14 protein-coding genes, 1 tRNA gene and 1 other RNA gene are annotated in these 14921 nt (G+C 34.3%); 2 read left to right on the forward strand and 14 right to left on the reverse strand.

Features of this window, described 5'->3' with window-relative positions; translation table 11 throughout:
* Position 1: 1 nt before the first annotated feature.
* Positions 2 to 793, reverse strand: a complete 792-nt coding sequence (locus BCB69_RS03275) for an electron transfer flavoprotein subunit beta/FixA family protein (RefSeq protein WP_069176993.1) — start codon at positions 791 to 793, stop codon at positions 2 to 4.
* A 225-nt stretch (positions 794 to 1018) separates the two neighbouring features.
* Between BCB69_RS03275 and BCB69_RS03280 the strand changes: the two genes are divergently transcribed.
* Together BCB69_RS03280 and BCB69_RS03285 are read left to right on the forward strand one after the other, a co-directional pair.
* On the forward strand, positions 1019 to 2143 hold the full coding sequence (locus BCB69_RS03280; RefSeq protein WP_069176994.1) for an N-acetylmuramoyl-L-alanine amidase family protein: 1125 nt from the start codon (positions 1019 to 1021) through the stop codon (positions 2141 to 2143).
* 30 nt (positions 2144 to 2173) lie between these two features.
* Positions 2174 to 2716 carry a GerMN domain-containing protein gene (locus BCB69_RS03285; protein ID WP_022513473.1) on the forward strand — a complete coding sequence of 181 codons (543 nt, stop codon included), beginning with the start codon at positions 2174 to 2176 and terminating at the stop codon, positions 2714 to 2716.
* A gap of 42 nt (positions 2717 to 2758) precedes the next feature.
* Here BCB69_RS03285 and smpB read toward each other — a convergent pair whose 3' ends face one another.
* The 13 genes from smpB to dnaG form a co-directional block, all read right to left on the reverse strand.
* A complete protein-coding gene (gene smpB / locus BCB69_RS03290) occupies positions 2759 to 3229 on the reverse strand; it encodes an SsrA-binding protein SmpB (protein WP_069176995.1) in 471 nt (156 codons plus the stop codon).
* A gap of 8 nt (positions 3230 to 3237) precedes the next feature.
* Positions 3238 to 5268: a ribonuclease R gene (rnr, locus tag BCB69_RS03295; protein WP_069176996.1), complete on the reverse strand. Its 2031-nt coding sequence runs from the start codon at positions 5266 to 5268 to the stop codon at positions 3238 to 3240.
* Positions 5269 to 5319: 51 nt separating this feature from the next.
* A complete protein-coding gene (gene secG / locus BCB69_RS03300; protein WP_022513476.1) occupies positions 5320 to 5556 on the reverse strand; it encodes a preprotein translocase subunit SecG in 237 nt (78 codons plus the stop codon).
* 130 nt (positions 5557 to 5686) lie between these two features.
* Positions 5687 to 6193, reverse strand: a complete 507-nt coding sequence (locus BCB69_RS03305; protein WP_022513477.1) for an NYN domain-containing protein — start codon at positions 6191 to 6193, stop codon at positions 5687 to 5689.
* A gap of 4 nt (positions 6194 to 6197) precedes the next feature.
* Positions 6198 to 7016 carry a 23S rRNA (guanosine(2251)-2'-O)-methyltransferase RlmB gene (rlmB, locus tag BCB69_RS03310; protein WP_236887166.1) on the reverse strand — a complete coding sequence of 273 codons (819 nt, stop codon included), beginning with the start codon at positions 7014 to 7016 and terminating at the stop codon, positions 6198 to 6200.
* Positions 6994 to 7476, reverse strand: a complete 483-nt coding sequence (locus tag BCB69_RS03315) for a Mini-ribonuclease 3 (protein ID WP_022513479.1) — start codon at positions 7474 to 7476, stop codon at positions 6994 to 6996. Before BCB69_RS03315 ends, rlmB begins: the two co-directional genes overlap by 23 nt.
* Positions 7466 to 8911: a cysteine--tRNA ligase gene (gene cysS / locus BCB69_RS03320; RefSeq protein WP_022513480.1), complete on the reverse strand. Its 1446-nt coding sequence runs from the start codon at positions 8909 to 8911 to the stop codon at positions 7466 to 7468. Before cysS ends, BCB69_RS03315 begins: the two co-directional genes overlap by 11 nt.
* Positions 8912 to 9480: 569 nt before the next feature.
* An RNA gene (gene rnpB, locus BCB69_RS03325) (RNase P RNA component class A) lies at positions 9481 to 9825 on the reverse strand.
* 63 nt (positions 9826 to 9888) lie between these two features.
* Positions 9889 to 10917: a Nif3-like dinuclear metal center hexameric protein gene (locus BCB69_RS03330; protein WP_069176997.1), complete on the reverse strand. Its 1029-nt coding sequence runs from the start codon at positions 10915 to 10917 to the stop codon at positions 9889 to 9891.
* Positions 10890 to 11597 (reverse strand): tRNA (adenine(22)-N(1))-methyltransferase, encoded by a 708-nt coding sequence (locus BCB69_RS03335; protein ID WP_022513481.1) that lies wholly within the window; start codon positions 11595 to 11597, stop codon positions 10890 to 10892. The genes BCB69_RS03330 and BCB69_RS03335 overlap by 28 nt, the downstream gene beginning before the upstream one ends.
* Before the next feature lie 120 nt (positions 11598 to 11717).
* A tRNA-Ile gene (locus BCB69_RS03340) sits at positions 11718 to 11792 on the reverse strand.
* 52 nt (positions 11793 to 11844) lie between these two features.
* On the reverse strand, positions 11845 to 12930 hold the full coding sequence (gene rpoD / locus BCB69_RS03345; RefSeq protein ID WP_418235874.1) for an RNA polymerase sigma factor RpoD: 1086 nt from the start codon (positions 12928 to 12930) through the stop codon (positions 11845 to 11847).
* A gap of 128 nt (positions 12931 to 13058) precedes the next feature.
* The gene (gene dnaG, locus BCB69_RS03350) at positions 13059 to 14858 is read right to left on the reverse strand and encodes a DNA primase (RefSeq protein ID WP_069176998.1); all 1800 of its coding nucleotides are present in this window, start codon (positions 14856 to 14858) and stop codon (positions 13059 to 13061) included.
* Between the last annotated feature and the right edge of the window lie 63 nt (positions 14859 to 14921).

A 14921-nucleotide genomic window follows, 5' to 3' on the forward strand; every position in this document is an offset into this window, starting at 1 on the left:
CCTATATAGCCCGTATTCTCTGCAATGCTTCCACCAAAATTTGTGCCGACTCTTCTGCCGTTTGTTTTGTAACTCTAATGTTTTCTTTCTTAATAGGCACAACAGGTCGAACTCGTTTAACCTGTGTAGGAGAACCTTTAAGTCCAATGCGATTACTATCAACATCTATATCAGAAGCTGTAATAGTATGTATTTCTTTTTCATCTTTTTCTAAAATTCCTTTAATACTTGGATATCTCGGGGAGTTTAATCCTTTACTCGTAGTGATAAGTCCCGGAAGTTTCATTTCTACCAACTCAGTTCCATTATCCATTTTACGTTCTACAGTAAGTAAATTATCATGTATGCATAACTGTCCTATTGCGTTACTGACATTAGGAATATGTAACATGGCTGCCATTTCAGGACCTACTTGTGCAGTATTACTATCAATAGATTCTTGTCCACATAAAATCAGATCGAACGGTCCTATTTTTTCAATAGCTTTTACTAAAGTATAACAAGTAGCTAATGTATCTGCGCCGCCAAAAACACGATCTGTTATTAAATATAACTCATCAGCCCCCATAGAAGCTGCCTGTCGTAATACAGCAGCTGCTTGAGGTGGTCCCATAGTCATTACCGACACCATTCCACCGTGAATTTCTTTAAGTTTTAAAGCAGCTTCTAATGCATATAAGTCATAAGGATTCAAAATACTATTTGCATTATTTCTATTTAGTCGTCCTGTTGCTGCATCTACTTCTATCTTAGATGAATCAACTACCTGCTTTATACACACTAGAAATTTCATTATGTCCTCCCTATACACTTATTAAGTAAACTATTTTAAATTAAGTATATATGATTTATAGGGTATTTTCCACTACACTGCAGTTTTGCTTTATATTGTATTCATCGATATAAACTGTCTCTTCATATGCCATTATTCTGCGTTTATCGTCCACCTATGTTATAATGTAGTTCCAACAAGAATATAATCGAATCTAAAATGAGTTTATATAAAATGAGGTTTATTATGAAAAAATTCAAACAATGGATAGTGCTTTTCTTTATACTTTTACTACTTCCTATCGGAATAGCAAAAGCACAAAACAGTACTATTACGGATCTCCGTTGGAAAGCACGTAACGATGGTAATCCCCCCTTTGTTCGTATAGTCATGGATCTTTCAAACAAAGTACGTGCAGAAGCCTCTCTGGATAAAGAAGGACACCATTTAAAAGTTCTATTAAAAAATACAGATAAAGGTGCTATTCAAAGTAATTATCAGATGGATCCCAAAACTATAAATTCCATATCAATTGAACAACAAGGTAATGATGTTTGTATTAATGCAGCATTAACACATGCACATGTAATTTCTTCTTCAGATGTAAAAATTTTCGGATTAAAACCGGATTCAAAAAATAATAAACCGCATCGTATAGTTATTGATATCCCTGCCGTAAGTGTTAAACCCACTTCTAATACTAAATCTACTAAAGTGGATACTGCAACAGTAACCGCGACAGCGACTATGCCTAAATCCTTTTCGGTAACAGAAAAAGATAAAAACGCTTTAAAAGGAAAAACCATCACCATTGATCCGGGGCACGGTGGTTCTGATACCGGCGCCATCGGACACTTAAATGATAAAGAATATTATGAAAAAGACATTACATTAAGTATCTCGAAAATCTTGCAAGATATGCTAAAATCAGCCGGTGCTAAAGTAATAATGACCAGGACAACAGATAAAGATGTCTATGCACCTTTTGCCGATGGAGTTACAGAATTACAAACTCGATGTGATATAGCTAATAAAGCTAAATCTGATGTTTTTATTTGTGTTCATATTGATTCTTTTGTAAATGAAACGGTAGATGGTACTACTACATACTATTACCCGAAGAGTGATCAAGATTTGTTATTAGCTCATATGATTCATCAATCTACTATTGATAATTTATCCATCCCGGATCGTGGTGTACGAAGTAGTGGATTCTATGTCAATATGCATACAACCATGCCATCAATTCTTGTGGAGCTTGGATTTATTTCTAATCCACATAGACTTAAAATGTTAACCTCCAACTGGGGGCCGGGCAGTATTGCTAAAAGTTTATATGATGGGCTTGTTAACTATTTTGAAGCAGTATAGATTTAAATAATGATTATAAAGGATAACTCTATGAAAAAAATTTACACATGTCTATTAATTGGTCTCTTGGGATTATCTATATATGGATGTGGCCTCCCTCTATCTCAAACTAATAACTTATCAAACACATCAAATTCTTTACAAACAACTCCTGCACAACAGGAATCTACACTTATATTCTATCTTCCGAGTGATGACGGCTTACATATTATTCCTCATACAATAAAAACAATATCTAAAAATAATACAGCTACAGAAGCATTAAAAGAAATGATTCGTGCAGATAAAAATGCCACATATCCACTTCTTCCTACAGGTTTAACAATAAATAATGTAACCGTGTCTCAAGGAATTGCTACTGTTGATTTTTCTAGAGAACTAAAAAATCTTAGTAAAGGCTCTACTACAGAACTACTCTTTATTGCTATGACTGTAAATACACTAACAGAATTCCCTAATATACATGCTGTCACTTTTAGTATTAACGGCACCCCAATTACCTATTTAAACGGTCATACAGACTTAACTAAACCATTAAAACGTGATGAATCTTACATTCAAAAGAAAAGTTAACAAAAACCCCCTTAATTAAGGGGGTTTTTCTGTAAATTAATATCAATCAAATTGTTGCTCTTTTAAACGTCTATTAACATCTCGTCTCGAATCACGTTCTGCAATATCACGACGTTTATCATATAATTTTTTACCTGAAGCAACCGCAATTTCACATTTAATATTACCATGTTTAAAATATAGTTTTAAAGGAATTATAGTATATCCCTTTGTTTGCACAAGACTATGTATTTTATTAATTTCTTTCCTGTGCAGTAATAATTTCCTAGTTCTTAATGGATCTTGATTAAATCGATTTCCTTGCTCATAAGGGCTTATATGTGTATTCCATAACCATATTTCGCTTCCTTGGATACGCACAAAGCTATCTCGTAAATTAACTCGTCCTTGTCGTATAGACTTAACTTCTGTTCCGGTCAACACAATACCTGCTTCATAAGTTTCATGAATAAAGTAATCATGAAATGCTTTTCTGTTTGTAGAAATGGGTGCCCTATTGCCTTTTGCTTTCATAAATATTATTACCTTCTTATTCTAATATATCTTCTCTTTACTTTTTTAGAATGGGGTTTCTTCTTTTTTCTATTACTTTTCTCTAACTGTAAGGGTGAATGTATTTCCCCCATAATAAAATCAATTTCATGTTTATCTTTATCTGCTTTTATCAAAGTAACACGTACAGGCATTCCTAAGCTATATTGAACACCATTAAAACGCCCGGTTAGTTGCATAGACTCTTCATTATATACATACTCATCATCATCCATCGTTGATATATGTACAAGTCCTTCTACACCATTTTCCAACCCTACAAAAACACCAAATTTAGTAACACCGGTAATATGTGCATCAAATGGTTCTCCTACAAAAGGCTCCATGTATTCTGTCATCTTTAACTCGGTAGTTTCGCGTTCTGCATCTGTAGCATTCTGCTCGGTCATCGATATATGATCTACAGCTTTCTTTAAAAATTCCATTTGCTTTTCTTGTTCTGATTTTCTTAATTTTTTATATAATAATTGTTTAATTAATCGATGTACCAATAAATCAGAATAACGACGAATAGGAGATGTAAAATGTGTATAACAAGAAGATGCAATGCCAAAATGACCTACATTTTCTGTACTATAACAAGCTTGGGGAAGTGAGCGTAATGCCATCACTTCTATAACAGCTGCAATATCTTTTCCCTTAACAAACTCTAATAACTGTTGCATATCTTTAGGTTTTACATCTGCAGGAATCTTGATATTTATACCTAAAACATTAATCATCTGTCTCAATATATCTAACTTTTCTTGATTCGGTTGATCATGTACTCGATATACAGCGGTAAAATTTTCTCTGGTAATAAAGGATGCTACCGTTTCATTAGCTGCAATCATTGCATCTTCAATCATTCGTTCAGCTTCTCCACGTTCTCTCTTTATAATACGTAAAGGAGCCCCTTTTTCATCAAGAGCTACTTTATATTCAGGAAAATCAAAAGCAAGTGCCCCCCTACCTTCCCTTTGTTTACGAAGTAAGTGAGTACATTCTTTAAATACTGTTAACATAGGTAAAAATTTTTGTAACCCGTCAGACACAATCCCCTCATCAAAAGCTTGATTAATTTCAGGGTAGGTGCAGCGACGTGCCACTTTTATAATAGAAGGAGTAATTTTTTCTAAAGTTACTATACCATTCGGATCTACATCCATGATACATGATATGGCATAACGTTCTTTTCCTTCATTTAAACTACACAAATCATTAGAAAGTTCAAACGGTAACATAGGAATAACTCGATCTGCTAAATATACACTATTTCCTCGCTGATAGGCCTCTTTATCTAAAGCAGACCTTGGTTTTACATATCTGCTTACATCTGCAATATGTACACCTAGTCTATAATGTCCATTATCTTTTAATTCACAATAAATAGCATCATCTAAATCTTTAGAGTCAGAACCGTCAATAGTCACTAATTCCTGTACTCTAAAATCTGCCATATTTTTTTCTAAAAATATATCTTGACACAATGCAGCAGCCTCTTTCATAACATCGGTATTAAACACATGTGGTATTTTATGCTGAGCTACAATAATGTCAATATCCAGCCCTTTATCACCTTTGTAACCAATAATTTCTATGATTTTACCTTCCGCATTAGTATATCTTCCCGGCCACTTAGTTACTTCAACTACAACCCTAGCACCGGTTACTGCCTGACATTCTTGCCCGGACGGAATTTCGATAAGCATATTAATTTTTTCATCAACAGGAATCACTTCTCCACCATATCGGGTCATTTCATACGTACCTACCACAGTCGTATTAGCACGTGTAATCACATGTATAATTCGACCTTCCGTACTATGACGACCGGTTTTACTTTTCATAATTTCTACTTCAACGATATCATTATTAACAGCACTACCGGCATCTTTTTCTGCAATATAAATATCTTCATATTTTTCATCTGTCAATACGAAACCAAAACGATTTCCATATGCTTTATAAGTACCTTGAAGAATGGTTCCCGGTTTATATGTTAATAATTTTTCTAGCATTTTATTCTCCTATATAAAAAGACTTGCCTCAGCAAGCCTCTTTCCCCTACATTAGAATGTATTCATATATCTGCCTAATACAAGGCACAAAATTGCGAATAAAACTCCGCAAACCATTGTTATTTTCGATAAAACTACATCCTTACCACGAGTTCTTCCACTCATATTTGCATTAGTTCCGCCACCAATAGCAGAACCCATTCCCGGAGTCTTTTCCTCTTGGGATACCACAGCAAGAATAATAATAATTGAAAGAATTAATAATAAAGAAACAAGTACAATTTTCACTGCTTTCCCTCCACATCATAAGAATTTTCTTATGAGTCTGTTCACGTATAATACTATTAATTATGAGTATATAACAATCATGTAACTCGGTCAATGGTTACTTGAGCAAACTATCATTCATTTATACAAATTATTTTCTTAGTTGTTCTAATTTCGCAACAATATGCTTAGGTAAAGTTCTGCCTAATTCACTACGAAGATTGGATATATTATATTCATGAATGATTCGATGTTGTTCTGCTTTATCTTCTTTTATTTGTTTTAATAACTCCATTACCGGTACACGAAAAGCTCCATTACCTAACACAATATGTTGTTCAACGCCATCCGATGTCACTACATATACATTTCTAAATTCATCACGTCTTCTATAAGATTCTTTTTCAATATAACTATCAGCGGTCATGTGTACAGGAGTAAACGCTATTTGAAATAAGGATGAAATTGCTTCAATACTTATATTATTAGAAATTCCTTGCCCATCAAAAACAACTATGATTTCTATATCTTTATGTGCACCATAATCCTGTAACATATCAATTAATTTTTTGCGACTGGATTCCAAATCATTTTTTGAAAATTCGCTGGGAGCCCCAAAAATCACATTATATCCATCAATTAAATATAAATCCCTCATAGAATTAACTCCGCTGCCGAATCGCCTCATATAGCAAAAGACCTGCTGCAACAGATACATTCAATGAAGAAATCTTACCTTTCATAGGAATACGAACAAGAAAATCACAGGTTTCTTTAGTAAGCCTACTTAACCCTTTCCCTTCTGCTCCCATGACAATAACAAGCGGTCCTTTAAGATTGGCATCATAATATAAATCGGAACCCGCCATATCTGCACCAACAATCCAAAATCCTTTTTTCTTAAGAGATTCTAATGTTTGTCTCACATTTCCAATTTTGCAAACAGGCATTGTTGAGAAAGCCCCTGCTGCTGTTTTCATTGCAGAAGCAGTAACTTCAGTTCCTTTATTGGCAGGTAATAAAACTGCCTGTATTCCTGCACATTCAGCCGTACGAACAATAGCCCCTAAATTTCTTACATCTTCTATTCCATCTAATAAAAGCAATAAAGGGCTATCATTAAAACAATTTTCAATAATTACATTTAACTCTGCATATTTAAAAGGTTTTAATACAGCTACAATCCCTTGATGCTTTACATCAGAAACTAAAGTATTTAAAAATTCTTCTTCTGTTTCAATAATAGAAACAGAACGCTTTTTTATTTCTTCCACAATGGCTAAAAGGCGAGCATCTCCACTGCGTTTTATAAATACTTTTTTTACATTATTCGTACGAACAGCTTCTATTACGCTATTCCGTCCGGCTATATAAAATTTAGATTCTTTATGTGCATAAGATTTATTATGCATATGTACTTTTGTTAAATCTTTTTTACGACTCTTACTATCAACTCGACTATTTCTTTTGTTTAATTTCACTATTAAATTCCTCAGCTAAGAAAGTGATTGCTTTTGTCATAATTATTTCTAACCGTTCCTGTTGCTCAGATAATTTTAAATAACCAAGCAAACCTTCAAAAGCAGTTGCTTCCCGATACTCTTCAACAGTAGCACTTTTAGGAACATTGGTATTTGCATTCCTTGCACGTTTACAAACTTTAAGCTCTCTTTCTGTCAAACACTCTTCCAACATATAGAGGATACGACATTGCCACCTGGCGGAAACCATTTCAGAAGCAAAAGAATTAAGAATATGAACATGATGAATACCTGTATCAATCAACTTTTTTCTTACAAAGAATGACCAACAAGCATCTCCTATATAAGCAAGAGTTAGTGCATCCATAGAATATATCTCTTGCTCTGTAAATGGTATAACCTCTCTATTCAGTTTTTTTATCATCTGCTCTTTTAGAAATAGAACTCGCTTAAATTCCACGTTTTTTCCACCTTGCACCAGTTGGAGAATCTTCTATTACAATTCCAATTTCTCCTAACTTATCTCGAATTGCATCTGACATATTATATAACTTTTGACTTCTTGCTTCTTGGCGAATATCTAAAATTACTTTCATCAAAGCTTCGTACTCTTCATTTGAGGAAATATCTTTAATTTCCCATTTACTTTCTAAAATTCCAAGAATATTCATCATGGTTTTTAATGCAATACAAGCTTTTTCTGCTACATTCCGATTGTTTTCTATACCATTATGAACAGCGGTATAATATACATTAATAGCTTTAGCAAGATCAAACATAGACCCGGTAGCTAATCCGGTATTAAAATCATCAGCCATTGCTTTATTAAAATATTGCATAGTACTTTCACTTGCTAACAACAATTCTTTTGCTGCTTCACATTCATGATTACCATTCAATACAGTTAACTCTTTAATTTTTTCAATCACATCTGTTAATCGGCTCATATTTCGTTCTGCTTCGTCTAATCTTTCATCAGAAAAATCCAGAGGACTTCTATAGTGTGTAGATAGTAAGAAAAATCTTAATGCATCAGCTGAATATTTTTCTAATACATCTTTTACCAAAAAGAAATTATTTAAAGACTTACTCATCTTTTCTTGATTAATAGTAATAAATCCGTTATGTAACCAATAATTAACAAAGTGCTTTCCCGTACACCCTTCTGACTGTGCTATTTCATTTTCATGATGAGGGAAAATTAAATCACTTCCGCCACCATGGAAATCAAATGTTTCTCCTAAAAAGTGAATAGACATAGCTGAACATTCAATATGCCATCCGGGTCTACCTTTTCCCCATGGACTTTCCCAAAACGGTTCTCCGGGTTTAGCGCCTTTCCACAACGCAAAATCTCCCGGATTTCGTTTATCTGTATTTATGGTTACACGTGCTCCTGCTAACATATCTTCTATTTTTCTACCGGACAATTGACAATAAGACTCAAAAGTAGAGATATCATAATAAACATCATTATCTAATTGATACGCATGTCCATTTGCTATCAATTTTTCTATCATATGGATAATATCATCCATATGTTCAGATACTTTAGGATATATAGAAGCACGTCGTACATGAAGTGCATCTATTACTTTGAAATAAGCATCAATATATCGAGTAGAAATAGTTTTCCAATCTGAATTTTCCGCATTAGCTTTGTTAATAATTTTATCATCAACATCTGTAAAGTTTTGTACTAAAACAACTTTATATCCTACATATTCCAAATAACGACGAATAACATCCCATGTTACAGACGGTCTTGCATTACCAATATGTGGATGATTATAAGGAGTAACGCCACAAACATAAATTTTAGCTTCTCCATCAATAACCGGTTTAAAAATTGTTTTTTGTTTTGTCAATGTGTTATAAACCTTAATCTCCTGCATAATTCCTCCCATAAACTGCTTACCACTTGTTATTTTTCATAATAAAACCACCGTCTCACAGAGGCGGTGGTCCGTTGTTCCACTCTGTTAGCTAAAAAAGCCACATAATCATTGTTCGTATCGTAAACATTACGGAAAAGGATACTTCATTTCCCCTTTTCAGCTCACGAAGGCATTTCATTATAACACTGATGAATGGACTTTCAGCCAAGATCCATTTTCTCTGTCAACAGATAAAATAATTACTTTTTTCGTTCATCGCTCTTATTATGGAACAAGCACACACAGCTGACCTGGTCTTTTCCCCCACACTCGCCTGCTGGAACGTTCGCTATGCGGTCATATACCTCTCACTACTAATCCTCTCGATTTTATATCGGCAGGTCTTACTTCTAAGCCGCACCATGCTCAGTATCCTTTTGATACCTTAAGTGGATCGTTTTGCCTGCGACTGGCTTCGACTTGCAACCACAGACCTGTCCTATGCTTGTTCTTTCATTATAGAATTTATTAAATATACATGTCAACTCTATACAAATAAAAAGAGACCTATAGGTCTCTTTTTATTTGGTGCGAGCAATCAATAAGCCGAGTTCTGTTCGTTTCCACGATGATGATTATCTATCTAGGCAAAAAATTGCTTCTTTGCTCAAGCGACTCAACCCGGAAGGTCAGCGGGCAACCTCAACCCTTCCCTATTCGGTCTTGCTTCAGATGGGGTTTACCAAGCCAATCAGTCTCCTGACTGCTGGTGTGCTCTTACCACACCTTTCCACCCTTACCGCGTACGCGGCGGTCTCCTTTTCTATGGCACTTTCCCTAGGGTTACCCCCGCCGGACGTTATCCGGCATCCTGCCCTGCGAAGCTCGGACTTTCCTCACGCCTTACGGCCCGCAATCATCTTTCCTGCTCGCGACGGTAGTATATCATTAATATCATTTTTTTTCAATAAAAAATTCAAATATTAATATTAGACCTATATTACATACTCAAATATATCTTTAGCTACAGGATCTTCTACCCATTCTATATCCCAATTTTTTGCAATAGCTTCTCTTCTCAATCGTTGTGCCAAATAAGGAACAATAACATGTTCCGTGTAGAAATGACCTCCATCTACTATTAGCAAACCTGATGCCGCCGCATCTTGTCCTTGATGATATTTAACATCTCCGGTGATATACATATCAGCACCTATATTTTTAGCCATTTGTGCAAAATCAGCACCGGATCCGCCAAGTATAGCAATCTTAGATATTCTTTTATTGCTATTTCCGGAATATTTTAAAACCGGAATTTTAAGACAATTTTTAATATATTGCAAAGCATCCTTTCCATCCATTATATGCGGAAGTTCACCTATTCTCCCCATAGTATATAAATGTCCATTATGTGCCAGTTTATGCCATTCAAAAGAATGTATATATTCCTCACCTTTTATAAGAATTTCTTTTACTTTATTTATATCTCCCTCTTGTACTTTAATACTATAATGAATCATATCTTGATAAGAATCATGTTTTAACAACATTTGAAAAGAAGAAAATAATTCTTTTAATTGACTTTCATTTTGAGCATAACCGTGTAAAGATAATTCATATATTACTTCCTGTCTAACAGGAACAAATCCTATACAATTAGTAAGTTTTAAAACATGAGCCAATGCATCATTAACTCCTTCTTCTGCAGAATCTAAATTAGTATGTGCTGCAAATGAAACGATATTATTTGTTAATAATGATGTGATAAGCTTGCCTTTCGGCTCTTCTGAATTAATTCCATATAATGGTTTAAAAATAAGTGGATGATGTGAAATAATCATATCCACCTGATGTTTAATTGCATATTCCACATTTTCTTTTGTTACATCAAGTGCTATCATTACTCTTTTTACTATCGTTTCAGGACTGCCTACTTGAAGTCCCGGATTATCCCATTTTTCAGCTAAAGAGGGAGGTGCCCATCTATTCATTAAACTTATGAGTTCTTTAGCTTTAATTGACATAAAAACGCCTCCAATTCCATTAATTCTTTTATAGCTTTTTCCCTTTTTTCTTTATTTAATTTATTCATAGTATTAGAAGGAATTCCTTTTATTACCTTTTTTTTATGTGCCATAAGTTTTTCTATATGTAATCCAAATAGTGAATCCTGCTTTCGCTCTTCTGTAACTCCAATTTCCGCTAGCAGTTCACTTGGTAGTTCCATATTTCCATGTATTACATACATAGCCTCATAAATATGCTTATCTTCCTTGGCTAATTTCTCCTTAACAATCTTCCATCCATTCTGTGTTAACCATATGCGTAAATCAGAAGCATGGTTCATCGGTTGTAAAACTGCCCACGATAAAGAATTGGCGATGGTTGAACTTTCCTGTAAAATATTGCGAATCATGAGCCCTCCCATGCCGGCAATCACGACTCCTTCACATTCCTCTTTTTTTAAAGCGGATAAGCCCGCCCCTAAACGTGCTTCAATATGAGATTCTAATCCATAATATTTAATATGAGTTTCTGCCATAGTCAGTGGTCCTTTATGGATATCTGATGCGATAGCATGCTTTATTTTGTTTTTTAGAAAAAGGTAAATGGGAATGTATGCATGATCGGTACCAATATCTGCAATAGATTCTGATACAGGTACTAAATCGGCTACCATTAAAAGTCTTTTTGTCAGTTCCATAAAAACCTCTTTATCAATAATTATATATACTACTTAAATCATAAGTATTAAATATAAAAAATGCAAATAATTCGGCTATAAAAAAAGCCGAAGCAAATTGCTTCGACTTTTTTATATTATTGGTGGGCCCACCAGGGTTCGAACCTGGGACCAGCCGGTTATGAGCCGGCGGCTCTACCACTGAGCTATAGGCCCCTAGCGACATAAGCTATTTTAACAATAAAATAAATAAACGTCAAGAAGTAAATCATCCGGTAATTAAAAATCGTGCCGATTTTTTCAGCTTAGTCAAAGCTTTTCCTTCTATTTGACGTATTCTTTCTCGAGTAACCGCAAAATATTTTCCTACTTCCTCTAAAGTACGTGTTTTCCCATCCCTAAGACCAAAGCGAAGTTCCAATACTTGCCGCTCTCTATCTGTTAACAAATTGAGCAATTCATCAATTTGTTCTCGTAATAAAATAGAACCTGCCGCTTCATCCGGAGCAATGGCATCATGATCTTCAATAAAGTCACCTAAATGAGAATCTTCTTTTTCTCCAATAGGTGTTTCTAAAGAAATGGGATCTTGTGCAATCTTTTTTACCTCTATAACTTTAGCCGGTGTTACTCCCATAGCTTCTGCTAATTCTTCATTAGTAGCATCTCGACCTTTTTCCTGTAATAGTTGACGTGAAATTCGATTTAATTTATTGATAGTTTCCACCATATGAACAGGTACGCGAATGGTACGAGCTTGATCTGCGATAGCTCGAGTAATCGCTTGACGAATCCACCAAGTTGCATATGTACTGAACTTATAACCTTTTGTGTAGTCAAACTTGTCGACAGCTTTCAATAACCCCAGATTTCCTTCTTGAATCAAATCTAAAAATTGGAGTCCTCGCCCTAAATACTTCTTAGCGATAGATACTACAAGTCTTAAATTAGCATCTGATAATGCTTTTTTTGCTCGTTCACCTTCTAAAACTTCTTCTGTAGTTGCCTTTTCATCTAAACCGGCTTCAATAGCTTTTGCTAAAATAACTTCTTCTTCTGCTGTCAACAAACTAACAGTTCCTATTTCTTTTAAATACATTTTTACAGGATCATCAATGCCAACAGATTCAGTAATATTGCTAATAATCTTTCGAGCCATCCTAACAGGTTGAGAGTCTTTTACCCGTTCATCCGATAAATGCAGTTCTTCTTCTAAATCTGTAGGAATTAAAGCATTCCCCTCTATTCCCACCGCATCTTCATCAAAAGTAATTTCTACCCCCTCTTCATGAAGCTCTTCATAAATGGTAGATATTTGCTTTGCCTCTAATTGATATGTTTCTGCAAATTTCATAATATCCTTATTTGAGATAGAAGACTCCCTTACATCTTCATCAATTAATTTATCTACTAATAATTTTACATTTTTTATTTTATTCCCCATATTTACACCTCCTCAGATATTAAAAGGCATAATGCTTACTAGACTTTTCTTTTTAATGAACGTATTTCTCGATTTATCTTAATACAAGTTTGCTGTTCTTTAATAGCAGCTTCTCTATTCCCCTCTTCAAGAAAAGCAGCTACTTTTTCAGTATGCACTTTATATAATTTTTGAAGTGAGATAATTTTAAGTGGTCGAATATATTCTTCCCAAGCATCTATAGCTAATCGTCCTTCTTTTACTATAAGAGGTGCTAATTTTTTTATTTCGTTTTGTTCCATTAATGGTGTTGCATTTTCTTGTGTCCACGCTTTATCTTCTTGTAAAAGCACGCTCAGTATTTGATACATTCGTTTGCAAAATCCATCAATAAAATCATACGTTGATAAAGTTTCCCAACCTTCGGGTTTGCGATGTGATACTAAGCAATAACGAATAATTTCTTCTTCAAGAATTTTTTGTTTCTCTTCCTCTTTTGATAATGGAATTTCTATTTCTGTACGTTGATTTTGCTGCGAAATATAAATTTTAGGATTATTTTTTTCTGCATAAAGCTTAGCTTCATTTCGAACTAAACCTTCATCCACACGAAGAGCTTGCGCCATCTTCTGAATATACAAATTAAACTCAAAAGAATCTCCTCTAGCAGATAATACTGAAAACATTTCAGCTAATATTAAATGCTGCCCTTCTAAAGAAGTACGGTCATATTGTTTAAGCAAGGATGATAATAGATAATCCATAGCAGGTTTCGCTTCTATAACAGCCTCTAAATAAGACTCTTTCCCATAATAATTAACAAACTCATCCGGATCTTTACCCTCACTAAGTTTTAATACCCGAATAGAAAGCCCCACATTATTTGCTATTTCTAATGCCTGTTTAGTTGCTTTTTGTCCTGCTTCATCCATATCATAACTAAAAACCACTTCATCTGCATACCGTTTTAATAACCTAGCTTGTTCAATAGTAAAAGCAGTTCCCAAAGAAGCCACTACATTCTTTATTCCATGTGCATGTAAAGAAATCGCATCCATGTACCCTTCAACCATAATAGCCTGTCTTGTTTTTTTTATTTCAGGTAATGCTTGATAAAAGGCAAACAATAATTTACGTTTATTAAAAATAGATGTTTCAGGGGAATTTAAATACTTAGGTTTACTATCATCTAAAACACGTCCACCAAAAGCAACTACACGCCCTTTCACGTCAAGAATGGGAAACATACATCTATTACGAAACATATCGTAATGTCTTCCATTTTTATACCCGACGAGACCTGAGTCTACTAAAACTTTATCTTGAATATGCTTTATTGTTGTAAAATCATGATATAACTTATGCCAAGATGCCGGTGCAAACCCCAGTTTAAATTGATTAATAACATTATCAGAAAGATTCCTACCCTGAAAATATTCCTTGCCTACAACTCCAATTTTTGTCTTTGTCAAACAATTATGAAAATAAACAGCAGCTAAATCAAGAACCTTATAAAGCTCTTGATTTTGACTATGACGTCGTTGCTCTTCTACAGACATTTCAGCTTGCGGCAATTCTATATGTGCTAATTCTGCCAAACGTTCTACTGCTTCTATAAAAGTGAGGTTCTCCATCTTTTGTAAAAACGAGAAAGTGTCTCCACCTTCATGGCAGCCAAAGCAATAATAAAGTCCGTCTTCCGGAGAAACAGAAAAAGAAGGAGTTTTTTCATTATGAAACGGACAACACCCCCAATAACGTTTCCCTTTTTTCTTTAAGGATACATAAGACCCTACAATATCTGTGATATTAGTATTTTCTCTGATTTTTTGAAGGAAATCACTTTGAAATTTAACCATTATATCCCTCCCAGAGTATTACCATAATCACATATATCATAAGGTCTAATTATATTTCAAAAT

It is taken from the genome of Dialister pneumosintes (genome assembly GCF_001717505.1).
Classification (GTDB): domain Bacteria; phylum Bacillota; class Negativicutes; order Veillonellales; family Dialisteraceae; genus Allisonella; species Allisonella pneumosinta.